We start from the raw sequence: 21,628 nt of genomic DNA on the forward strand, positions 1-21,628 counted from the left end.
AGGTGATGACAAATATAAAAATGCCGCTCATATGAGCGGCAATATCTTTTATTATTGACGAGCTTCTAATCTGGTTGGATGAACTCGCAACGGACTAAGACGTTTAATAGTCGGGCGTTGTTTGTTTTTTAACTGGATATGACAAAGTTCCAGAATTAAGCCGAATGCCATCGCAAAATACACATAACCTTTGTTGATATGAATTTCGAAGCCTTCTGCCATCAATAAACCACCTAACAAAACGAGGAATAACAAAGCAAGTGTCTTAAAACCAGGGTAACACGACACCAGGTTATTGATTTTTTCTGCTGTCATGACCATCACGATAGCAGAAGAAACAATCGCTGCGACCATAAGTGGGACATCACTTGTCAAACCAACGGCGGTTATCACTGAGTCCATCGAGAATACAGCATCCACGGCAACAATCTGCAACAGAACTACCGCTAAACCAGTACGGGCGTGAGTTGAGTGAGCAGACTCGTTGTGATTTAACCAACTCCACAACTCTTTCAGGCTTTTAGCCAAGAGGAATGCACCACCCGCAATCATGATGACGTCTCTTCCGGTAAACGCATGGTTCGCCAAAGAAAATAGCGGTTGAGTCAGTTGCATGATCCAAGAGATTGAAAACACTAAACCAATACGAGCAATAACAGCAAGACCAATACCAAGGCTTCTTGCCAGCTTACGTTGGTGCAGCGGCAGTCTTTCACATAAGACAGAGATAAAAACGACGTTATCAACGCCTAAGACAACTTCAAGCGCAAACAAAGTGGCGAAAATAGCCCAAGCTTCTGGTTGCATAAAAAGTTCTAGCATGAGCATGTCTCCAATAATAAGAAGACATATGGTGAAGGGTTTTGTCGACTAAAGGGGTCGTCCATTAATTATTTATACCTTTGTTACTGAGGGATCATGAGTAAATCACCAAACAATCAACAAAACAATATCTATTTTAATTAACAAGGAACAAGTTTAATTCGTGTACAAATCAATCAACTCCTCCAAATTGATTAAAATTACATAGAAGCTTTAGAATTGAATAAATGAAAGCATTAAAGTCCAACAAAACTAAGATAAATTTCTAGACTTATAAGCACCATCAATCCTTATGCAACCCATTAAATGCATTGAGCTCAAAGAGAAACAGGCGTGTTTCCGAGATAAACAATAGTAAAAATTTGTTTCATGCTGATATACTGCCAAAAATCATAAGAAACCATGCTATTTATGGACTACATTGCTCTTTCGCGTATAAGCCTTAAACATCTAACTGTTTTACATATGTTGTTAACCACTCACAGCGTCACACTTGCGGCAGAACGCTTGTGTGTAACACCATCGAGCGTCAGTAAAACGCTCGGACAGTTGCGCGAAACGCTAAAGGATGACCTTTTTTACCGTGATGGCACTCGCTTAGTGCCGACAGCATTTGCGCTGCATATAGGCCCATCAATCCATGGCATACTCTCCAGTATGAATGGATTATTACATCAAGGCTCTTTCAATCCGGCTTACTATCAAGGTAGTTTTTCATTAGCAATGCGTGAAAGTTCATTTGAGCTCTTTGCGCCAGTTCTACAGCACTTGTCCCAACAACTGAGCAACCACGCGCACTTGAATGTCCATGCGAAAGAGGAAATGAGCTTCGATGCATTAGCAAGAGGTCAAGTGGATTTTTTGTTGCTTCCTCACGATCTCAGCCAACCACCCACACAAAATAAAGACTTGGTCTGGAAAACCATTTTGAAAGACGAAATGGTTTGCTTAATGAGAGCATCGAACCCACTCGCTGAGCAACCCTTATCTGTTGAAAGTTACCTTTGTGCAAGACACATCGGTATTCATGATAAAGATCTGTCACAACCTTATTTTGAGCAAAATCTCACCCAAAGGCATTCAAAGCGAAACTTGGCCATGCGTGTAGCCGACTTTGGTTCAGCTGCGGTGATGTGTCAGCACTCGGATTACTTGTTCACATGCTCCAAGCTTTGGGCAAGAGCGGCAATGCAAGCAAAAGGTTTGGTTGAACAAGCTCTTCCATTCGATTACGGACAGGTAGCCTACAGCCTCGTTTGGAACAAAGCGAGCTTAAACGATCCCGCTTTAAAATGGTTACAGCAACAATTACTCGACGCTTGCGCCATGTTAGATTTAGATGCCTGTGATGCGTAAGCATAGATAAACAACGGTACTACGTGAGTACTGTCGGCACGGTGATAGGGTTACTCACGTAGCATCGAAGCTCTGATTTTAAGCGTTCGATATCATGATGAGAGCACATATCCCAAGTTAACGCCTCCCCCATTACTCCGTGATGCTGAAAGGCATTTAAACGGATAAGCACCGATTCAGGAAGAGTACTCAAGTAACGTCCAATTGCTACGATTTCTATATCTAAATCACTTTTTTGGGGAATATGCAGTAAGCGGACCTCGTACAATTTTTCGTGTTCAGCTAGGTAATGAAGGGTTTTAAATACACGATGATTATCACGCCCAGTTAGCCACTGATGCGTCTCCGTCTGCCACGCTTTCAAGTCGATCATTGCGCCATCCAGAAAAGGGAGAATACGCTGCCAACCAGCAACCGCTAAAGAACCGTTACTGTCGATGAAACAAGAGAGGTGCCGTAATTCAGGATCTTGTTTTATCCCTTTAAACAGCTCAATAATGAAAGGAAGTTGTAAGGTAGATTCCCCACCGGATACAGTAACACCACTGATGAAAAAGCGATGTTTGCGTATCAAATCGAGCATTGTTACTACAGAGTAGTCAGTAATTTTTGGATTAGATTGGTTCTGACATATCTCTATACAATGATCGCAGTGGGTGCACTCCTCTTTAAGCCAAACAACGTTGTTGTTTTCGTCGAACTTCAATGCGCCTGCTGAACATTCACTCACACACTCACCACAATGATTACAATGGTTTATCGTGTGAGGATTGTGGCAGTTCAAACACTGATAGTTACAACCCTGTAGAAAGATGACTAGACGATTTCCTGGCCCATCAACACAAGAGAAAGGAAGGATATGAGTGACTTTTGCCAAAAGGCTTCCACTTCGTCTAGACATCTTGTTCTTTCCTAAACCGAACTTATGCCTGCGTGTAAGTCGGTGTTACTTCATGACTCACCACACGTGGTGAGCGTTCTAAAATTTTGGTATTTTTTGCTGCTTCCGCACCTAGAAACGTCGTGTTGGTTCTCGAACCTTCTTTATCATATTTCGCGACATCTGAAAGTTTGATCATGTAGCCTGTCACGCGAATTAAGTCATTTGAAGTGACATTCGCGGTAAACTCACGATAACCAGCATTTAGTGCCCCTTTACATAAATTGAACATCGCTTCTGGGTTAGATTTCACCGTTTCATCAATCGTCAAAATATCGCTGATACCCGCACGATAATACTGATGATGCTTCGCCGTTGCTTGTACATAAGTGACAGGGTCTGGCTCTGCACCATAAGGCAGACGTACACCTGGCGTAGCATCATGATCTAAGCTAATGCCGCCTTGTGCATGTAAGAGCGCTTTGCCATCTAAACCATATTTCACCGGGGTTGAGTCTACCAGTTTAGCCAGTGTTGCTGAAACATCATGAGCAAAAGTATTTGCTCGATCATTTTTTCCGTATCGCCCTATTTGCCCTTCTTTTTCAAATAGAAGGTTTACCGCTTCGGCCATGCCGTACACGCCATACATTGGCGCGAAATAGGACTCTTTTATCAACCCTTCTTGCGTCAAAAAGCCTTGAAAGAAGTTCGATTTTTCATGCAAGTGCGTGCTTCTTGCGTTTATGAGCTCGACCATTAATCGATGGTAAGAAGGCAACGCACTGTTTAAGAAGTCGTTACAGTCTGATGCTCGTTTTGCAACTTCTTTTAAATTCATTCGCACCAATGTGTTCGATCCACCTGCTAATGGAAGCGAGTTGTAGCAACTTACAATACCAAAGCGTGAGCCGTTGTAGGCTTTCGCGTGCATTGGGTAATTGGCGATATGCGGTTTACTGCATTCACAAATGTTCTGTGTCGCTTGACGAAGTAAATCATCAGGTGTAACTGTCTCGTCGTACATAAAGGTGAGATTCGGTGCGATCTGCTTGAGCTCCGCATCTACTTTTAAAACAGTGCGACAAATAATGTTGTCTGTCGGTCCGACATTCACATGCATAAACGCATCTGGCAATGTGCGATCCAGCATGACCCAAAAATGTTTTAACTTTTTGTAAATCTGGCTCTCTGTTAGGTCGCCTATGTAAGGCAACAAGACATCATCTAACTGACCTAAGTAAACCGGAATGTTCGTTACCGAAGGAACATGATGGTAAATGATGGTAAGCATATTCAGCGCATCATCGAAATCATCAGCCGGAGACAACTCTAAATAGTCCGAGCCTTGCGATAGAAATTTAGCGTAATCAGGCAACACATAGCGAGGTTTAAACGGTGCATGACCTTCAAACATATCGCAGATGATGCCTTCATCCATTGCTTGTCTCAGTGATGGAGATACGGTCATGTAAGGAATGCACGCTTCGGCCTCTAAAGCTAAAAAGCTCGACTTCTGTTTTGGAGAAAGACGGACGTCGGTCGCGATATCTAGAAAACGTTGTTGTAGTTTAGAAAGGCTTGTCATCTAAGATATTCCTACAAAGTAACCACAAGCCCACAAGACAAAATACGAGCTCTACCCCTAAAGAGTAACGTGATTTTACTCCTGCTTGGCTGTTGCCACTAATGAAAATAAACAAAACGTCTATTTCCATTCTGGAAATAAGACAAAGCTAAATTAGCGCATTCCAACTTACTATATGGGAAAACCTAACTGCGTACCGAAGTCTGTCTTATTTATCGGTTTGCCGTCGACAACATCACGCCAGCACCAATAAATACTCCACCAGTCAAACGATTGAACAACTTCGCTCTTCCAGCGACAAACAACCAATCAGAGGCTTTTACCCCTAACAATGCATAAAATGTTAGCCAGCTAAGCTCAAAAACCACAAATGTAGACGCGAAAATCGCGTATTGAGCCAGTAGCGGTGCGGAAGGTTCAATGAATTGAGGAAACAAAGCGGTGAAAAAGACTATCGCTTTGGGGTTACTAGCGCCAACAATGAAACCACTAGTGAACGCGCTGAACGCTGTCGCGGAACTTTGAGTCGTTGCCGTTTTATTAAAATCTGTCTGAGATGAGCGCAACGCTTGAATACCTAACCAGATTAAATAAGCGGCACCACACCATTTGATAATATTAAAAACTAACTCAGATGAAGCAATGACAACTCCCAGCCCGGTAAATGAGAGCGTAAGGATGATCGTAATCGCAGACAAACTGCCAAGTGCAGTCATGAAAGCAATACGAAACCCACTACTCACTCCTTTACTCAAACACAACAGTGAGCTTGGTCCTGGTGAAGCAGTGAGCACGAGAATGGCAAGAGTGTAAAAAATCCATGTATCTATTTGCATTGGCATCCCTTCCAGAAAAATGAGGTTTATAGCCCATTGTGTATAGAACTATTTTATCGCCCGGTTTCTATCCGTGAAGCCGAGGTCTTAATAACCATCTTACATCTAAATAACTTAGAAAAAATTAATAGATAGTTATGCAAATAAAATACGACCTACATGCAAGGATGTAAAGCCTGTTGTATAAGCTTATCTATTTCTCTTAATCATAAAAAGGCTTAGGATCGATCTCTAACGATGAAGGCGCTATCGCTCTTTCAATTTTGTACGCACTCGTTTTTAAATCCACCATCGTGACATCAATGTATCGTTTATACTTGCGGGAGTAGAAACATTTCACTTCTGGCTTTAATGCTTGAGATTCATTTGAAGACCAAACAATACCAACACGCCCATCGTTCAACTCGACAATAGAGCCTACGGGGTACATCCCAATGCAATTAATGAATTTGTAAACTAAGTCGGCGTCTAAATGAAATGGCGTTAGACTCAACAAGATTTTAAACGCTTCGGCAGAACTCATGCCTTTTTTGTAACAGCGATCAGCCGTTAGCGCATCGTAGATATCTACAATACAGCTCATACGGCCGTGAATTGGAATCTCCTCCCCCTTCAAGCCTCTAGGATAACCATTGCCATCTAACTTCTCGTGGTGCATCAAACAAACATCACGGCTTACGTCACTAAGTCCTTTTACGTGAAGGATAATCTCACCTGCGAACACTTGATGTAGCTTCATATGTTCAAATTCTTCAGGCGTTAGCTTCGCTGGCTTGTGCAAGATCTTATCATCGACTTTAATTTTACCTACATCATGAATAATGCCACCTACAGCAAGCTGTTTTAGCGTTGGCTTATCCAAGCCCAAGTACTTACCGAATGACACTAAAAGACAAGCGACATTGACGGAGTGTTCCAATAAGTAAGAGTCTTTTTTTCGGAGTGCAGAGACACACTGCAACGCATCTGAGTCAATCAAAACACTTTCAATGACATCGTCAGCCCAAGCTTCTACTTCATCAACTTCAATGATTTTTCCTTCAAAAGTTTGATTCAATAGTTTCTGCGCCAAATCTTTTGCTTCGGCGATCAGCTTTTTGGCTCGCTTGTGTTGGATGTCTCTCGAACGATAAGTTCGTTGACCCCTCTTAAAATCTGAGTGTTTCTGCTCTCTCGTCTCTTTAGTGGCATCAGTTGATTCATCTACAGGCTTGAAGACACACTGCTGCGAAGATAATGTTTGATCTACCCAAACATACTTTACGCCACTTGTAGCAAGCTTCTTAATGCCTTCAGGGCTAGATATCCGCCCTGCATTGGCTAAATTGACGCGCTTGTTGTGCTCTATCGCGGTAACAAACATACCAACGCCGATATCAGCGAGCGCAATTTTGATTGAATTTTTCGGATCGTACTGCATATAAAGAAGGCTTACTCGATATTAACGTCCGCATTATAAGAGATTTGATTACTTGGCGTGATAATAAATTTGAATTGATTACAATTAATGAGCATCCTGTCAATTAATAATCGGTCGCGCTCATTAAGTCCTTTTTGTTATTATGGTTTTATCCAAGATAACATATATACAAATGACGTTAGAAAACAACACATTGATACCGACACAACTGAAAATAACTTTAGGATAATTATTCATAAATATTTATAGATTGCGGACGGCATCAATAACTGTATTTTATAAATGATTTTTACTGTTGACTATTTTTTATAAATGTCGATGATTAGCCGCCTAATCTTAGTATGTTATTAACCTAGTAGCGCATAAAATGATAGCCAAACAATTTGAACTGACACTTTTGTGATTGTAATGTACGCCAGCAGATCAACTCTATGTTATCAACCCCAACACTTATCTCTGATGCTAAAAGGCTCGAGGAGGAAATATCTTGACCACCATATTTGACCAACAAGTCTCAGATAGTGACCGAGAGTTCCTAAAAATCGTCGAAGAACGATTCATTCATATCTTCGATGTATTTAACGAAGGCCTCTTTTACATGGATGAGTTTGGCACCATGGTATTTTATAACAAGGGCTTTTATGAGCAGCTTGGTATCAACGCTGGTCGAATCAGCTTAGAGCAATGGTTAGACCTTGTTCACCCTCTCGATCGAGAAAGACTCTCCACTCGGGTCGATGCTCACATCATTACCAACAACACGAGGGTCACAACGACCTACCGCGTGCGTAAACCCAATGGACAGTACGTCTGGATTGAAGGCGTAGCCATGACCAAAGAAACAGAACATGGTCATTATATGGTTGGTAGCCACCGTGATATTTCTGAACGCAAGCTGATGGAAAGCTATATTCATCAAGTCGCATTTCATGACAATGCGTCAGGTATGGCTAATCGCGCCCATCTCTTGCTGGATATTGAAGATAGTGTGCGAGCCACTGATTCTTGTGCATCTATCTGTTACATTCAGATAGAAGAGATTAAATCTTACTTAAATCAATATGGCAGCGAGTTGGTCGATGGGTTAGTGGAAAAATTGCTACAAACTCTCAGTCACCTACCTTCTCCAAATAGTTCTGTATATCGCGTACATGATGATGACTTTGCGATTTTGATTCACGATGAATGCTCGGTAGAAACGCTGCAAAGTTATGCCGAAAGTTTAAAGGAAACCTACCACGAGGCAGTGATTGAAGAGGGCCAATACTTAGGAAGTAACATTAGTATTGGTTTGTATCCTTGCATAGATCCAAGTCACTCAGCAGAGGAAATATTACGTAAAGCAGCACGAACTTGTCAGTACGCAAGCGAGCAGAATAAAGACCGTGTTGCGGTTTACAGTGAGAAAACTCAGCATGCCGTAGACCGTTATTTCTTTATTGAGCAAGGTCTAAAAAGTGCACTAGAAAAACAGACATTAAGCGTTAAGTTTCAGCCAATTATTGACGCCAAAAGCTCAAAAGTGGTGAGCTTCGAATCTCTGGTTCGCTGGCGTAGCAAAGAGTTTGGCGAAATTTATCCAGACGAATTCATCCCCGTGGCAGAGAACAAAGGTTTGATTGTCGAACTCGGATATCAAGTCTTTGCCAAAGCGTGTGAATTTATCAAAAACTACCGTGAGCGTTACCAAAACCAAGTTCGTGTCAACGTGAATGTTTCAGTACTTCAGTTAATGAACAGTGAATTCCCTGCGCGAATTAAAGCCATGGCGGATGAGGTTGGTGTCGATCCTGAGTCTATTGTTTTGGAACTAACAGAAACGTTTATTTTGGATAATAATCAGACAGCCATTGCCCCTCTGAATACCCTCAGGGAACTAGGATTTGCACTCTCTCTGGATGACTTTGGATCGGGTTACAGTTCATTAAATAGCTTCTTCGACCTCCCGATGACACAAATCAAAATTGATAGGTCGATGGCGTGGAAAACACTAACCAACCGCTCTTCACAAGAATATCTGAAGTTTCTTATCACTATGTGCCAGGAAAATAATATTGAAGTAGTGATTGAGGGAATTGAAGACGCCAAAATGTGTGAATTTTTTACCGAAATGGGCGTCGATTATCTGCAAGGTTATTGGTTCTCTAAGCCACTTTCTGTTGCCAGTGCAAGCCGCTATTCGTTGAGTTAAGCATACTATAGCAATATTCCGCACGGCCACGTTAAACATGCTGAACTATTCACTATAGATTTCAGACACTAACTGGCCGTGACGAAAACAAGCTTAATGTCCCCCGATTAACGTAGACGTTCAAACACCACACTCTGATCTAAATGCTCGTGATACTGAGTGTAATCTAAGCCCACATCAAAGATATATTGGGTCACCAAGTTTCTAACGCACTCTATTAATTGGCTTGCTTGCCATGGTTTTTCAAAGTAGCGGTCAATGCCTGCGGAGTTGATCGCATTAATCGTATCGGTGTGCGTCGCTTGCCCGGTAAGAAGCACTTTCCTCGTAAAGCCAAAACGACCGTCTTTTGATACATCGGTCAGCAGTTCTACTCCCGTTTTACCTGGCATCACATGATCGGAAATAATCAATGCGATCATCTCGCCTTCTGCATCAAATTCATCCATCAGTTCTAGAGCCTCACCTGCTGATTCGCAGTCTTCGACATTCAACCATTGATTTAACGGCTCTAAATCTTGTAGAACCGCGCTTAGTACCTCTCGTTGGTCATCAACGCAAATTACATTAAGCTTCTCCATGTTCACCCTCTACTGGTAACTTGATTCTAAAAATCGTTTTTTCACTGTCGCTCTTTACCACAATAGAGCCGTTATATCCGGCGATAATGCGCTTTACAATCGACAGACCTAACCCTAAACCAAACGACAAGCCCCCCTTTTTAGTGGTGAAGTTTGGCCGGAAAATTTTTCTACGTGTCGCTTCATCAATTTCTGGTCCGTTGTTAGCAAACGTGACCAAAATTTTACCCTTACTCTCCCGAGTATGTATTTCGATACCGGGTTTCTCCGTTTCACCAAGTGCATCGCACGCATTCTTTAATATATTTACCCAAACTTGGACGAGTTCGGTTTGAGAACCAATAAAAGCAGGTAAATCCGCAGGGCTAAAACGAACACTCACTCGTCTTAAGTCACTTTGCAATAGAGCCAAGGCGCGATTGATTGAATCATTGATGTTAATCGCTTCATCCAAGTCGATATCCGTGCGCCCCAATTGTTTTACGGATCGTACAATGCCAACGGTATGTTTAGAGGCGATGCGTAAGTCATGGAGATCTCGTCCCATTTGCCAGAAACGTATCGCTTCTTCTGGTCTTTTTAGCCAATGTTCCGAAAGGAAATTATTTGGAACGGCACGTGCAAGATCACGAGCAACCTCCTTGGTTAAACCGTAGTATTTTTCGAAGTGGCGCCCCCGCTTTCTCGCTTCGCTAGAAGAGACTTTCTGCCCTTGCATTAAACCAAAATCAAAAAATTGACTCGCTTCCGGATGAACTTCTTCAAGCAGTTCCATGATAACTGTCTCTAGTCGTTCTGATTTACTGCTTACAACGCCTATCGCATTGTTCAACTCATGAGCAATACCCGCTGCAAGCTGCCCCAACGTTGTCATTTGCTCTGCGGTATGAAGCTTTTGTAGTGCTTTTTCTTTAGCCAATGCCTCTTGCATTGCGCGCCGTTGACGACGAGATAATTCGTTAACCATCACAGGCATAAATTGTGTCGTCAATGGTCCGTATGTCGCTTCTTCCACGGCGGGCGTATCGCGCTGTATCCAAGCCAATTCAACATCGGTTTGAGCAATCACTGTCGAAGAGGCAGTCCACGTACCAGAAAAGAAACTATGTACGCCAATAAACGCACCTTGAGATGCAGAAAATACCTGAATCGGTTTCTTGTCATCTTCCGCGTAATAGCCCGCCAGTTCTCCCGACAGCACATAGTACAAGCGATCGTTGTAGCCAGCTTGCTCAATAAGCACCGACCCGGATAAAACTGTTAATCGGCGTTCAAGGTGATTAAAATAGCGTTGTACTAACGCGTCTAACTTCGTTTCGTACATGGTGGGTTATCCAATATGCCCAACAGTATGTAAAATCCACACCATCACAAAGCTGAGTAATACGCCAATCACGCCTAGCACGGCACCGATACGAGCCATTTGGCCGCTCTCGACATGCCCTGTTGCATGAGCTAACGCGTTTGGTGGCGTACTGATTGGTAACGACATACCGAGTGAAGCGGCAAATGTCACGACCAAGATCAGAGTAACTTCACCGCCGAGAGGCGTTAGCGAAGCCATAGAAGTACCCAGCGCAGCCATAATCGGCATCAGCAAGTTTGCGGTGGCTGTATGCGACATAAAGTTTGCCATTAACAAGCACAAGAAAGCCGCACCAAACAAGACAACATATGGCGAGAACTGATCAAACGGAATGCTGTGTACCACCAGCTTCGCAAGCCCGGTTTTATCTAGAGCAAGACCCAGAGCAATACCGCCTGACACCAACCAAAGCACATCCCAAGAGATTTTCTTCAAGTCTTCTTTGTTGATGATGCCCGTCAATGAGAACACTGCGACCGGAATTAATGCTACTGTGTAAGAATTCATTCCATGTGCAGAACCCATCAACCAAAGAATAATCGTGCCGGCAAAGGTGACGTAAACCATTATTGCTTTGGGTGTTTTCAAAAACTTGCTTTTAATGTTCAGATCGATGGTGGTTTGTTCGGCTTTATACAAAAAGCCAATCAGAAACCAGGCTAACGCCATCATCACGATAACGAATGGCACACCAAATACCATCCATTCACCAAACGTAATTAAGTTGTCACCAACCAAATATTTTAGGGCGATGGCATTCGGTGGCGTGCCGATTGGAGTACCAATGCCACCAATGTTGGCCGCAACAGGAATACACAAAGCGAATGCAATTCGACCTGGGTCTTTAGGCCCGAAAACCGCTATCACAGGGGTTAAAATGGACAACATCATCGCTGTTGTTGCGGTGTTTGACATAAACATGGAAAAAACAGCGGTGATCAGCATCAACCCCAGCATAACGAACTTTGGTTTTTGTCCAAATGGTTTGAGTAACACTCGGGCTAAGTTGACATCTAACCTGTACTTTGTCGCCGCCATAGCCAAAAAGAAACCGCCGAGGAAGAGCATGATAATCGGACTAGCGAAGGTCGCCATTATCTCGTTGTATTGTAATAGCTCACCAAAATGTGGCTGCCCTTCTTGCAAACGAAAGAGCACAACACCTTTATTTGATACAAGCAATAGCTCTAGGACAATGATCACAACCGACGTGGCGTAGATTGGAATTGGCTCGAATACCCAGCAAAGTGCGGCAAGCAAGAAGATTGCAATCACTCTTTGCTGGACGATAGTAATGCCATCAAATGGGAACGCAGAGAGAGGCATCAACCAAACAAGCAATGGTATCAATGTTGGAACAACGTATTTGAGATAAGGGCGCATAGTACTACTTCTCTTTCTGAGATGGTTAGCCAGACACATTTGGCGTTTGGAACGCTATTACCCGCCGCAAAACCAAAACTTTCAGACTGTTTTTAAGCCTTCAGAGACGAAATGCGGTAATGGCGTTCCAGAGAAGATTATGTACACTGTTTTCAAACAAAACGTTGGTGCGAGATCAATGAACTCGTTTTCACATTGGAAAACATTTTATATCTGTGTTCAAGCTCACTAAATGCTCACTATTTAAGTTAAATATACTTTTCCATCATAAAGTTAGTTAAGGTTTCTCCCCTAACCTCAACACGTTGTCGAGACTTAACTGTGAAACCCATTTTCTCGTAAAAAGGTCGGGCGGTAATACTCACTTCAGAATACAGTCGTTTTATCCCCTGTACTTTCGCCTGTGAAAAAAGAAAAGACATCAAATCACGACCAACACCTTGTCCTTGGTATTCATGATGGCAAAAGAAATGATCAATCAAGCCGTCACCTTGCAAATCACAATAGCCAACGACCTGCCCTTCTATCTCCGCGACGTATGGTTGAGTATCGTCCATTTTTCGTTGCCACACATCGAGGTCAAAATCTGATGGTGCCCAAGCGGAAACTTGTGATTCCGTATAATCGCGACGATTAATGATTCGCACAGTATGGTAAAAGAGTGCCCACAGTGTTGGGGCATCCTCGGTGCGATAACAGCGTATTGAGAGCATCAATTTCCTCATTCCTATTCAATAAATACTAAGCATTAACGCAAAGTGATACTAGTGAACTCATCATTTTCAATGCCAATCACTAAAGGCTTCCCAATCTGATCACTGTTCATCAATACGGTAGTATTCAGCTCACGGCTTGATCTGCGTATATTGCTTTTTCTTATGATATGAATATTCACAATATAATCGGAATACTCCTTTGTGATTCCGCCGGAAAATTCTACGTGCTCACTTTCATTGTCTCGGACAACATGAAATTTTCGATTGGCTTGAATATCAGTACTGATGGAGGAATCACCATAGTTCAGCACAACGGACGTTGGTTCGCTATCTTGATTGGCAAAACAGCCAAATGCGAACATGCTTAATGCGAGTATACTTTTTGATTTAAACATTAATTATTCTATTTCTAGTTATTTTTCTGCTATTTGCATGACCAAACAGCACTTGTTCTGTGAGCGCCTATTGTGCCATAGCTGAACGCTGACTCTAAACGCGCAAAAAGATGAGCGATGAAAATTCCGCCCAAAACAAGCAAATGTGAGACAATGTGAGGGTCCCAAACTCACTTAATCAGTCAAAATCCACTGTAAACCTCTGTTTTTTAATGCTTTTAATTCATGTGGTCGTGTAAGGAATACATACAACCTCTTACTTTTTCATACGCAACTAGACGAATCGTTCGAGAAATACGGCATCGTCTATGCCACATGTTACAAATCGGCTTACCTTATTATTACGTATGAACTGGAATTATGGCACTAACTTCCCTCTCTCTTTTAATAAGGAGAGGATTTCAACAATCAGACTTGCCACGTTTTTATAGCTAAAATCAATAGAGCGTTACCAGCATCGGTTGGTCTAGGAGCAATAAATGAAAGACCCTCTCAACTTTACTCACCATGTAAAAATTTGGCTCATGTCAATCGCGGTTATGCTGGGTGGATGCACTCAAGGAGATTGGCGTACCGCTAGCAGAGAACCTGCGGGTATCGCACCCGATCCTTCCAATGTTAAGCATGCTGTGATTGAGTTTTACGCCGCAGACGCGTTTGGTTGGCGAGGCTGGTTTGCTGTTCATACATGGTTTGCAATAAAGCCTGAAAATGCGAACGAATATACAGTGTATGAAGTAGTCGGCTGGAGAGTGAATCGCGGACAACCCGCTCTATATCAGTACCAAACTGGGACGCCAGATCGATATTGGTATGGTGCAAAACCAGAAAAGATCCTCTCCATACAAGGTGAAAAGGCCCGCCAGCTTATCCCTAAAATACAAAGTGTTATTAACCAATACCCTTGGGCTGAAGAATATACGCTGTTTCCAGGGCCAAATAGCAATACATTTCCGGCTTGGGTGGGTAAACAAATTCCAGAGTTAGAGCTAAACTTGCCGTTTCGCGCAATTGGTAGCGGTTACGCCAGCGATTAACAGCAAAGGTTAGTCACTGGCTCGTTTTATGTTCAGCATAAAGCGCAATATCTATTGTGCGTCGTCACCCAACTCCGTTCTATTTCTTCCATTATGTTTCGCTTTATACAGTGCATTATCGGCGTCTTTCATTACCGCTTCAATTGGTGTGTCATTGCCTTTCCAGTGAGAAACGCCCAACGAAACCGTGACCTTACCAACCACCTGAAAGTCATGTTGTTCCACGTTGTGTCTAATACGCTCTGCAACATCCATAGCGTGGTTTACGTCTGTTTTTTCCAAAAACATCATAAACTCTTCACCGCCAGAACGACACAGGTGATCATTAGAGCGAGCTTGGTCTTTCATTAACTGCGCAAACTCTCTAAGTAAGTTGTCACCCACGTCATGGCCATAGTTATCGTTTACGCTCTTAAAGTGGTCAATATCTAGCGCCAAAACAGAGAACGCGGTATTTTCCTGCTTAAACAAACCAAGAACTTTATCTAATCCACGTCGATTCAATAATCCAGTCATCGAATCTGTTAATGTATCCAGTTGCAGCTTATCAATGGTTTTTGACACGATACCAAATGCTTTAAGAAAGCTAAGCTTCAAATGTGAGACCTCAAAATACCAAGACTTAACCAGTTTGAGATCATCGATAGATGATGAATGTTCTTCGACACCTCGCACAGCACCCGCTAACTGCCAAAGTGGTCTAGAAATAAGAAGGGACAAGAACCAAATTAGCAACAAAGTTAATAAACCAATTGGAATCGACTTAAGGAAAACATTCCACATCTGTTCATCTAGCACAGATAACGTCATCGATTTCGGGCGCTGAGCAACAATTCCCCATCCTGATGACTTTACTGGCGCATAACCAGCAAGCATTTCGACGCCGCGAGAGTTAACAATTTCTTTGTTGCCGCTCTGCCCCATCGTCACCGCTTTGATTGCTTCATTATCGTCGATTACTTCACCAACCCTCGATTGATCTGGGTGATAAATCAGAGTGTTACTCTCATCGACAACGTAAAGGAAAGAACCATCTTTGTATGCGTGCTGGCTGAGTAACTCTGCAAGAATATTTTCTTTTTCTAGATAAATAGTGCCGCCGATATAACCTAAATATTCATTAGATTGAGAAAATATAGGGTATGAGATGGTTAACAAGTAATTTCCAGCTGGCGATATAAATGGTTCAGTAACAACCGGTGCTTGAGCGTTTAAAGACTGGCGTTTTCTTTCACCCACTAACCTTACACCTTTCACCTGAAGTGTTTCAGGGGATACAGAAATAATAACCCCTTTTGCATTAACGACAACCACAGAGTTAAATGATTTGGTTTGCGTTCTTAATCTCTCAGCCTCTTTATCAAGAAGCTGAGCGTCATGCATCTTGTCTTTTAGCACGTTCGCACTGTATTTTAGCTGCGACATTGAGCTTTCTATGAAAGAGTCTGTCATTTCAGACATTTTTTGGGCGTAAACACGGTTTGATTCTAACGTGTTATTGATGATGAGATCCCTTTGAACACGATAAATCGAGTAGAATGCGTTGATCAAAGTGACAAGCACACTGAACACACATAGGGTGACAATAAGATTTCTAAGATTGAGTTTTTCTTTTCTTCTAAAAGACATTGCCAATGGCCAACTTTGAAGGCTTTCTATATGAATGAGCGTATAGGTTATATGAAATTGATTTGATTTTCAGGTAGTAAGTTGGGATCAATGTTAATATTTGCTCACATTAAAGAACACTTTATGAGCTAAAAAGAGAATTCAGTAGCACGATAAAGAAACCGTGCTACTTTCATATTTGGCGTTTAAGAGGGTTTTGTCTCTGTCATCGTTTTTAATATATCCACAACTAGCTGATGATCATCTAACTGCGGTAAACCCGATACCGTCACAACCCCAACCAAACCAGACCCAGAAAGCCGAATTGGGAACGCGCCACCATGAGCGCAGTACTCACGAGCATCGAGATGAGGCTGATTTTCGAAATCACGTTGCTTTTGCTTGTTGTACAGAGAAAGATAGTAAGAGCTGTGGCCATACCTCAATACTGAGTTTCGCTTCCTACGGACCCAATCTAAATGATCAGCACAGGTTCCTGCCATCGCGTATTGAAATAGCGTTTGTCCAAAGCCGTAAACCTCAATAGCAATAGCCGCGCCGCGAGCTTCAGCCTCTTCTTTTAGAGCGAGACCGATAGACCACGCAATATGGTGATTAAATTCCGCCGACTGAAGTTCATGCTCTTGCCGGGCCACGAGTTCAAGCGTCAAACTCATGGTTTCACCTGAATCGTTTTACCCGTTTTACTGCTTTCCAATGCCATCTCAATCAGAGCGATATTCTGTACTGCTTGAGCGGCAGGGACCGGGTTATCAGTGCCCAAGCGAATGGCGTCTGCCACACCAACAAAGTAAGCTTGGTACGCGCCTCTCTCCGTTTTGATAGTTTGCGCACCGTCTTCGTCGTAACGGACGCCGTATAACGCCTCATCTTCTTCCGACCAAGCATCGTTTTCCGGCAAACGGCCTTCTTTTAAGTAGCCCTCTTGAGGATCTAATCCAAACTTTTCATATTTAGCTTCCGTACCCAATACTTTGTAGCGGAGATTCGGCTCTGGGCTATACAAGTTTGAATGCAAGTGCACAATATGCTCAGGGTAATGAAGTATCAAGTTGTAATAATCAATCGTCGTCGCACCCGGGCGCATCATTCGACATTGTGCGTCTATCGCATCTGGCAAGCCAAACAACACCAATGCTTGATCGAGAAGATGAGGAGCAAGGTCGAATAAAATACCACCGCCATCTTGAGCCTGCTCTCGCCAGCGTTGACGAACTTCAGGACGGTAACGGTCAAAGTGTGACTCAAACAGCTTTATATCACCTAACTTACCTTGTTCGATAAGAGATTTAACCGTGAGAAAGTCTCCATCCCAACGTCTATTGTGAAAAACGCTCAGCACCAGACCTTTCTCTTCGGCTAATGCGATAAGTTCATTACCGTCTTCTATCCGAGTAACAAACGGTTTCTCGACGATGACGTGTTTCCCATTGTTCAACGCACGCTTTGAAAGTTCGTAATGTACGTCATTTGGCGCAGTAATGATTACGAGCTCTGCATCACTATCATCGAGTAAAGTATTCGCATCAGAAAACCACTTAGCATCTGGCCAATCATTTTGAACCGCCTCCTGTTGACGAGAGCTTATCGCGCTCAGCGTTAAATTTGGTAGCGATTTAATGAAGGGTAAATGAAACGTTTTTGCTGAATATCCGTAACCAATCACAGCGGTTTTTACGGGATCGTAAGCCATTGTAAGATTCCTTATTTCGGTGATACAACAATACATTCAATATCATTGTGATCGAGGAGTTGTTGAAAATCTGATTGAGGGGGATGGTCTGTAATAATGATGTCGATCTTTGACAAATCACATACGTGGTGGAAATTGTCGCTACCAATTTTTCGGGATTCACAAACGACGATGACCTGCTGAGCTTGAGCAATCATCGCTTGTTTCATTGTTGCTTCTAACAAACTATTTGTTGTCAGCCCTCGGGATGACAACGCACACACGCCAATGAACGCTTTGTTCACGTGATAATGCTGCATTTGCTGCTCTGCTTGCGCCCCTAAAACTGCTCTGGCATAAGGGTCAAAGTGTCCGCCTAAGAAATAAACGTCCATTGTGTCGTTTGTCTCAGCAGCGGTCAGCACATCAATGCTGTTAGTAACGACGTTGAGCTTGTTTTCTCCACAACGCGCTTTTCCTGCATAGAGTGGGAGCAGAGATAAAATGGTGCTGGTATCAATAACAAGATGGTCGCGCTCATCCAACAACGCTGCGGCAGATTGAGCCAGTCGATGTTTAACGTCACTCACGGGTCGACTCGCGTATGCCTCGGTATGGGAAGAGATCGGCGCAAGCATGACACCACCTCGTATTCTTTGTAACCCAGGTTGCTGACTCAACTTAACTAAGTCTCGGCGAGCTGAATCTCGCGAGATACCAAAGTACTCACAAACTTCAGACAACGTTACTTTGTTTTGCTGCTCCAGCTTCGCTCTGAGCGCTACGAGTCTTTCTTCTTGTGTCATAACTTAAATTCACTTAAGTAGTTTTAAGTAAACTTGCCACAATGATAGAAAAATTACCAACAAAACCACTTACAACCAACTCAATTGACCAAAGGTTAACCAAAGATAAATGAGCAGCAAGGCAAACTTCCTAGAGCGGTACGTTCACTCAAGCCCACATAGTTAGGCGTATGAAGTTTATTTATACCCGTTTAAAACAACTGGCTCATCTAGCCCTAACTTCACCCTATTTATTTTAATAAGCGCTTTTGGTAGTGGAATAAACCCAGCATTTCGTACCTGTTGTGTATTGTTGTCGGTTGTAAGGAGTTCAAATAGCTTTGATTTTTTGATCTTCTGATTAGTGTCGAATTGTTTATTTATATAAACGTAATAGACCACGGAAAATGGATAGCGAAGAGAATAGATGCAATCTGTGCTCAAAGAGCATGAGTCATCGTTATGATGAACAGAGAGAGCCTTGTAGCTCGACCACTGTTCTGAGTATTTAAAATCGGAGTATCGCATATAAGCTTTGGCTGACAAGTCGTCGCTTAAAGCTCGTTTCAATCGGTCTTCATCAAGCATTTGAATCGATGATTGACAACCATTAGAGCTCACATCTGGGTTACTTAAACGCATCTCCCCGAAAGCATACGTATTTGCATCACAGCGTTTCAATTCACTAACGGAAACACTATCTACCGTACTCTTTTGACTATTGATTACGACAATAGCGTTTGCCATTAAAAACAAACGTGTAGGCCTGTGGCCTCTTTCTCGTTGAAATCGGGAGATGTTTTCATCTGACCATTTCTTAGATGTGATCGCAATAGAGGCTCCGTCATTTAGCATGTCGTTAAAACCACCAGACTGAGATGCAAGCGCTACATTTACACTTGGCTCATCTATCAATGTTTCTATCGTTTCTAGTATCTCTGGTTCGACAAAAATCGATGTTCGAGCCTCAGAGTCAGCAAATGCCAGCGGTGAAATCAAACATGAAGTTAGAGCAAGGAAAGGCAAGACTTTAATTTTCATAATTCAGCTCCAACTTCGAATTAGGTGTCAACTCGCTGTCCGAACTAAATATAGTCCACGCTTGTTCAGTACTTTCAGCTTTCGTGTTTACAACAGCAATTGTGCGCCTTTCCCGTTTTTTTAGTTGTACCGTCAATGCCGTATTCTGATAAAACTCTTGCTCTTCAATTCGATTATCTTGAATGCCGTTTCTCACTAGCAATTCTCGTATAGCTGCCGTCCTTTTCTTTGCCAACGCTTTGTTGTATTCGAGTGACGCTTCAGGGCTTGTGTCTCCTATCAGTATGACTTGCGCATTTGGGTTACTCTGAAGCAGTGCTTTCAACTCGCTTAGCGGCATATCATGAGATGGCGTTACCTGATGCTCATCCATCGCAAAGAAAAAGCTGATCAGGTGTGTCTGCGAGTCGTTGACCCAATTCGCACAGCCTTCACTGTCAACAACCACACCTTTTGGCGTATCTGCGCAGTTATCTCGTTGGTTTATCACGCCATCACTATCATTGTCTTTAAGGTCGTTGTACTGGTAAGTGGTCAACGTCGTATTCGGTGATTCAGCACAGCCTGCTAACATGAAAACTAGAAGACTCGTCACTGCGAATTTATCCATTATTGTTCTCCTTCCAGTTCTCTGGATACTCAACTCGCAACGCATAAGTCAGAATCCCCATCGAGTTGAATAAACGGTAAGTGGCAACCAAATGATCGTACTTTGTTCGGGTGTAGTTCCGTCTCGCAACAAACGTTTCAACTTTGGCATCTAATACATCTAACAAACTGCGTCGCCCTACATTGAACTGCTGGATGTACCCTAATTCAGTTACTTTCGCCGCATCAACGTTGACTTTTAAAAACTCCATTTGCTGTTGAAGCAATGTATGTGCGTCCCATGCCAGCCTTACACCTTCATTCGCATCTAGTTCTGCATTTGCTCGAATAGCCCTCGCCTCCTCTACTCGCCAGGCAGATGACTCCACTCGGGAGTCTGTAGAAAAGCCGTTAAAAAGATCGTAGTTGACCGTCAGCATAACCTTTGCATCTTCGTTAATGCCTTCAATATTATCCACGTTGTCTGTTTTGTTGGCTGACAGCTCAAGCTTGAGCTCTGGGTAGTAATCCCCCTTTTCTCTTTTTACTTCATGTCGAGCCGCCTCTAAATCTTTCATCGCCGACTGTATGGATGGGTGCAACCTAACCGCTTGTTTGAGTGCTTCGTCAAGCTTATTCGGAAGCAATTCCTGCGGGTAAACAGGCTCAACTAAGTTTTGCGGCGCTCGACCAACCAAACGTACAAATCTTGTTCTAGCATCGGAAAGATTGTTTTGGGCGGCAATCAATGAGGACTGTGTTGTCGCGACACGCGAAGAAACCTGCGCTAAGTCGGAGTTGCTGGTTAAACCTTTTTCTTTTTTATCTAGAATGAAACGGTAGATCTCTTGGTGTTCATTTAGGTTTCTTTCTGTCAGTTTCATCAACTCTCGGGCATGTAAAACATCCACATACGCTCTGACAGTATCTAATGCAACATTTTCCGCAGATGCCAATAAGTCCAAGCGTTCAGCTTCAGCCTCGTAAGATAGGCGATCAACATCAGCACTTGTTTTAAATCCATCAAATAACAGTTGGGAGATTCTTACGCCCATCTCCGTTCTTTCTAATGTTCTATCTTCACTGTCGATGTAGTTTCCGTTGTTATATCGAGTACCTTCGTACCCTGCTGCTGCATACAAATTAACCTGAGGAAGAAATGAACCATTTATGGCATTTCGGTCTCGTACCATCGACTCATAGCGAGAATAGCGAGCAAGCAAACTGGGGGAGCTATCGAGAGATAACGTAACTGACTCTTCTAAAGTCAAAGCGTTTGGCGACGATGATACTGCAAACAAGACCAATAACGTTGATTTAAGCCGCATCTTATATCCTTATG

20 protein-coding genes are annotated in these 21,628 nt (G+C 42.8%); 3 read left to right on the forward strand and 17 right to left on the reverse strand.

Annotated elements, in window-relative coordinates; translation table 11 throughout:
• Positions 1 to 51 precede the first annotated feature (51 nt).
• Positions 52 to 822 (reverse strand): TerC family protein, encoded by a 771-nt coding sequence (locus tag R7P35_RS10050; RefSeq protein WP_053350578.1) that lies wholly within the window; start codon positions 820 to 822, stop codon positions 52 to 54.
• A gap of 411 nt (positions 823 to 1,233) precedes the next feature.
• Between R7P35_RS10050 and R7P35_RS10055 the strand changes: the two genes are divergently transcribed.
• Positions 1,234 to 2,178, forward strand: a complete 945-nt coding sequence (locus R7P35_RS10055; protein WP_042522879.1) for a LysR family transcriptional regulator — start codon at positions 1,234 to 1,236, stop codon at positions 2,176 to 2,178.
• Positions 2,179 to 2,197: 19 nt separating this feature from the next.
• On the opposite strand, the gene R7P35_RS10060 is transcribed toward R7P35_RS10055, so the two are convergent.
• From R7P35_RS10060 to R7P35_RS10075, 4 genes are all read right to left on the reverse strand, one after another.
• On the reverse strand, positions 2,198 to 3,079 hold the full coding sequence (locus R7P35_RS10060) for a YjjW family glycine radical enzyme activase (protein ID WP_042522877.1): 882 nt from the start codon (positions 3,077 to 3,079) through the stop codon (positions 2,198 to 2,200).
• Between the two features lie 22 nt (positions 3,080 to 3,101).
• Positions 3,102 to 4,646, reverse strand: coding sequence for a YjjI family glycine radical enzyme (locus tag R7P35_RS10065; protein ID WP_054576916.1), 1,545 nt, complete (start codon positions 4,644 to 4,646; stop codon positions 3,102 to 3,104).
• Positions 4,647 to 4,858: 212 nt separating this feature from the next.
• The gene (locus R7P35_RS10070) at positions 4,859 to 5,482 is read right to left on the reverse strand and encodes a LysE family translocator (protein WP_005377741.1); all 624 of its coding nucleotides are present in this window, start codon (positions 5,480 to 5,482) and stop codon (positions 4,859 to 4,861) included.
• A 202-nt stretch (positions 5,483 to 5,684) separates the two neighbouring features.
• Positions 5,685 to 6,902, reverse strand: coding sequence for an HD-GYP domain-containing protein (locus R7P35_RS10075; RefSeq protein ID WP_025766705.1), 1,218 nt, complete (start codon positions 6,900 to 6,902; stop codon positions 5,685 to 5,687).
• 487 nt (positions 6,903 to 7,389) lie between these two features.
• Here R7P35_RS10075 and R7P35_RS10080 point away from each other — a divergent pair, with 487 nt between their 5' ends.
• The gene (locus R7P35_RS10080) at positions 7,390 to 9,093 is read left to right on the forward strand and encodes a putative bifunctional diguanylate cyclase/phosphodiesterase (protein ID WP_005377743.1); all 1,704 of its coding nucleotides are present in this window, start codon (positions 7,390 to 7,392) and stop codon (positions 9,091 to 9,093) included.
• Positions 9,094 to 9,200: 107 nt separating this feature from the next.
• Here R7P35_RS10080 and R7P35_RS10085 read toward each other — a convergent pair whose 3' ends face one another.
• From R7P35_RS10085 to R7P35_RS10105, 5 genes are all read right to left on the reverse strand, one after another.
• The gene (locus tag R7P35_RS10085) at positions 9,201 to 9,674 is read right to left on the reverse strand and encodes a response regulator (protein ID WP_005377744.1); all 474 of its coding nucleotides are present in this window, start codon (positions 9,672 to 9,674) and stop codon (positions 9,201 to 9,203) included.
• Positions 9,661 to 10,998, reverse strand: coding sequence for an ATP-binding protein (locus tag R7P35_RS10090; RefSeq protein WP_054576917.1), 1,338 nt, complete (start codon positions 10,996 to 10,998; stop codon positions 9,661 to 9,663). The genes R7P35_RS10085 and R7P35_RS10090 overlap by 14 nt, the downstream gene beginning before the upstream one ends.
• A 6-nt stretch (positions 10,999 to 11,004) precedes the next feature.
• The gene (locus R7P35_RS10095) at positions 11,005 to 12,423 is read right to left on the reverse strand and encodes an SLC13 family permease (RefSeq protein WP_318092041.1); all 1,419 of its coding nucleotides are present in this window, start codon (positions 12,421 to 12,423) and stop codon (positions 11,005 to 11,007) included.
• A gap of 248 nt (positions 12,424 to 12,671) precedes the next feature.
• Positions 12,672 to 13,136 (reverse strand): GNAT family N-acetyltransferase, encoded by a 465-nt coding sequence (locus R7P35_RS10100; protein WP_182017048.1) that lies wholly within the window; start codon positions 13,134 to 13,136, stop codon positions 12,672 to 12,674.
• 35 nt (positions 13,137 to 13,171) lie between these two features.
• Positions 13,172 to 13,534: a hypothetical protein gene (locus tag R7P35_RS10105; protein WP_017634013.1), complete on the reverse strand. Its 363-nt coding sequence runs from the start codon at positions 13,532 to 13,534 to the stop codon at positions 13,172 to 13,174.
• A 479-nt stretch (positions 13,535 to 14,013) separates the two neighbouring features.
• Here R7P35_RS10105 and R7P35_RS10110 point away from each other — a divergent pair, with 479 nt between their 5' ends.
• Positions 14,014 to 14,571 (forward strand): DUF3750 domain-containing protein, encoded by a 558-nt coding sequence (locus R7P35_RS10110; protein WP_033905229.1) that lies wholly within the window; start codon positions 14,014 to 14,016, stop codon positions 14,569 to 14,571.
• A gap of 51 nt (positions 14,572 to 14,622) precedes the next feature.
• Here R7P35_RS10110 and R7P35_RS10115 read toward each other — a convergent pair whose 3' ends face one another.
• The 7 genes from R7P35_RS10115 to R7P35_RS10145 all read right to left on the reverse strand — a co-directional run bounded on the left by R7P35_RS10115 (position 14,623) and on the right by R7P35_RS10145 (position 21,614).
• Entirely contained in the window at positions 14,623 to 16,200 is a 1,578-nt protein-coding gene (locus tag R7P35_RS10115) for a sensor domain-containing diguanylate cyclase (RefSeq protein WP_005389121.1), read from the reverse strand.
• A 185-nt stretch (positions 16,201 to 16,385) separates the two neighbouring features.
• On the reverse strand, positions 16,386 to 16,856 hold the full coding sequence (locus tag R7P35_RS10120) for a heme-degrading domain-containing protein (RefSeq protein ID WP_213904935.1): 471 nt from the start codon (positions 16,854 to 16,856) through the stop codon (positions 16,386 to 16,388).
• The gene (locus tag R7P35_RS10125) at positions 16,853 to 17,893 is read right to left on the reverse strand and encodes an oxidoreductase (protein WP_054576921.1); all 1,041 of its coding nucleotides are present in this window, start codon (positions 17,891 to 17,893) and stop codon (positions 16,853 to 16,855) included. The genes R7P35_RS10120 and R7P35_RS10125 overlap by 4 nt, the downstream gene beginning before the upstream one ends.
• A gap of 11 nt (positions 17,894 to 17,904) precedes the next feature.
• Complete coding sequence (locus tag R7P35_RS10130) at positions 17,905 to 18,678, reverse strand: DeoR/GlpR family DNA-binding transcription regulator (protein WP_053306490.1); 774 nt, start codon at positions 18,676 to 18,678, stop codon at positions 17,905 to 17,907.
• 177 nt (positions 18,679 to 18,855) lie between these two features.
• A complete protein-coding gene (locus tag R7P35_RS10135) occupies positions 18,856 to 19,698 on the reverse strand; it encodes a phosphate ABC transporter substrate-binding protein (protein ID WP_213896343.1) in 843 nt (280 codons plus the stop codon).
• Positions 19,688 to 20,308, reverse strand: coding sequence for an OmpA family protein (locus R7P35_RS10140; protein WP_053303115.1), 621 nt, complete (start codon positions 20,306 to 20,308; stop codon positions 19,688 to 19,690). The genes R7P35_RS10135 and R7P35_RS10140 overlap by 11 nt, the downstream gene beginning before the upstream one ends.
• Positions 20,301 to 21,614, reverse strand: coding sequence for a TolC family outer membrane protein (locus R7P35_RS10145; RefSeq protein WP_005377756.1), 1,314 nt, complete (start codon positions 21,612 to 21,614; stop codon positions 20,301 to 20,303). The genes R7P35_RS10140 and R7P35_RS10145 overlap by 8 nt, the downstream gene beginning before the upstream one ends.
• Between the last annotated feature and the right edge of the window lie 14 nt (positions 21,615 to 21,628).

The sequence above is a fragment of the Vibrio sp. Vb0304 genome, from assembly GCF_033338995.1.
In the GTDB taxonomy this organism is placed as follows: domain Bacteria; phylum Pseudomonadota; class Gammaproteobacteria; order Enterobacterales; family Vibrionaceae; genus Vibrio; species Vibrio alginolyticus.

Bases quoted from the DNA above. Each gene is read 5' to 3' on its own strand.
- R7P35_RS10100 (WP_182017048.1), bottom strand. From the start codon at position 13,136: ATGCTCTCAATACGCTGTTATCGCACCGAGGATGCCCCAACACTGTGG.
- R7P35_RS10075 (WP_025766705.1), bottom strand. From the start codon at position 6,902: ATGCAGTACGATCCGAAAAATTCAATCAAAATTGCGCTCGCTGATATC.
- R7P35_RS10125 (WP_054576921.1), bottom strand. From the start codon at position 17,893: ATGGCTTACGATCCCGTAAAAACCGCTGTGATTGGTTACGGATATTCA.
- R7P35_RS10140 (WP_053303115.1), bottom strand. From the start codon at position 20,308: ATGGATAAATTCGCAGTGACGAGTCTTCTAGTTTTCATGTTAGCAGGC.
- R7P35_RS10070 (WP_005377741.1), bottom strand. From the start codon at position 5,482: ATGCAAATAGATACATGGATTTTTTACACTCTTGCCATTCTCGTGCTC.
- R7P35_RS10135 (WP_213896343.1), bottom strand. From the start codon at position 19,698: ATGAAAATTAAAGTCTTGCCTTTCCTTGCTCTAACTTCATGTTTGATT.
- R7P35_RS10145 (WP_005377756.1), bottom strand. From the start codon at position 21,614: ATGCGGCTTAAATCAACGTTATTGGTCTTGTTTGCAGTATCATCGTCG.
- R7P35_RS10105 (WP_017634013.1), bottom strand. From the start codon at position 13,534: ATGTTTAAATCAAAAAGTATACTCGCATTAAGCATGTTCGCATTTGGC.
- R7P35_RS10095 (WP_318092041.1), bottom strand. From the start codon at position 12,423: ATGCGCCCTTATCTCAAATACGTTGTTCCAACATTGATACCATTGCTT.
- R7P35_RS10050 (WP_053350578.1), bottom strand. From the start codon at position 822: ATGCTAGAACTTTTTATGCAACCAGAAGCTTGGGCTATTTTCGCCACT.
- R7P35_RS10120 (WP_213904935.1), bottom strand. From the start codon at position 16,856: ATGAGTTTGACGCTTGAACTCGTGGCCCGGCAAGAGCATGAACTTCAG.
- R7P35_RS10065 (WP_054576916.1), bottom strand. From the start codon at position 4,646: ATGACAAGCCTTTCTAAACTACAACAACGTTTTCTAGATATCGCGACC.
- R7P35_RS10115 (WP_005389121.1), bottom strand. From the start codon at position 16,200: ATGTCTTTTAGAAGAAAAGAAAAACTCAATCTTAGAAATCTTATTGTC.
- R7P35_RS10060 (WP_042522877.1), bottom strand. From the start codon at position 3,079: ATGTCTAGACGAAGTGGAAGCCTTTTGGCAAAAGTCACTCATATCCTT.
- R7P35_RS10085 (WP_005377744.1), bottom strand. From the start codon at position 9,674: ATGGAGAAGCTTAATGTAATTTGCGTTGATGACCAACGAGAGGTACTA.
- R7P35_RS10130 (WP_053306490.1), bottom strand. From the start codon at position 18,678: ATGACACAAGAAGAAAGACTCGTAGCGCTCAGAGCGAAGCTGGAGCAG.
- R7P35_RS10110 (WP_033905229.1), top strand. From the start codon at position 14,014: ATGAAAGACCCTCTCAACTTTACTCACCATGTAAAAATTTGGCTCATG.
- R7P35_RS10055 (WP_042522879.1), top strand. From the start codon at position 1,234: ATGGACTACATTGCTCTTTCGCGTATAAGCCTTAAACATCTAACTGTT.
- R7P35_RS10090 (WP_054576917.1), bottom strand. From the start codon at position 10,998: ATGTACGAAACGAAGTTAGACGCGTTAGTACAACGCTATTTTAATCAC.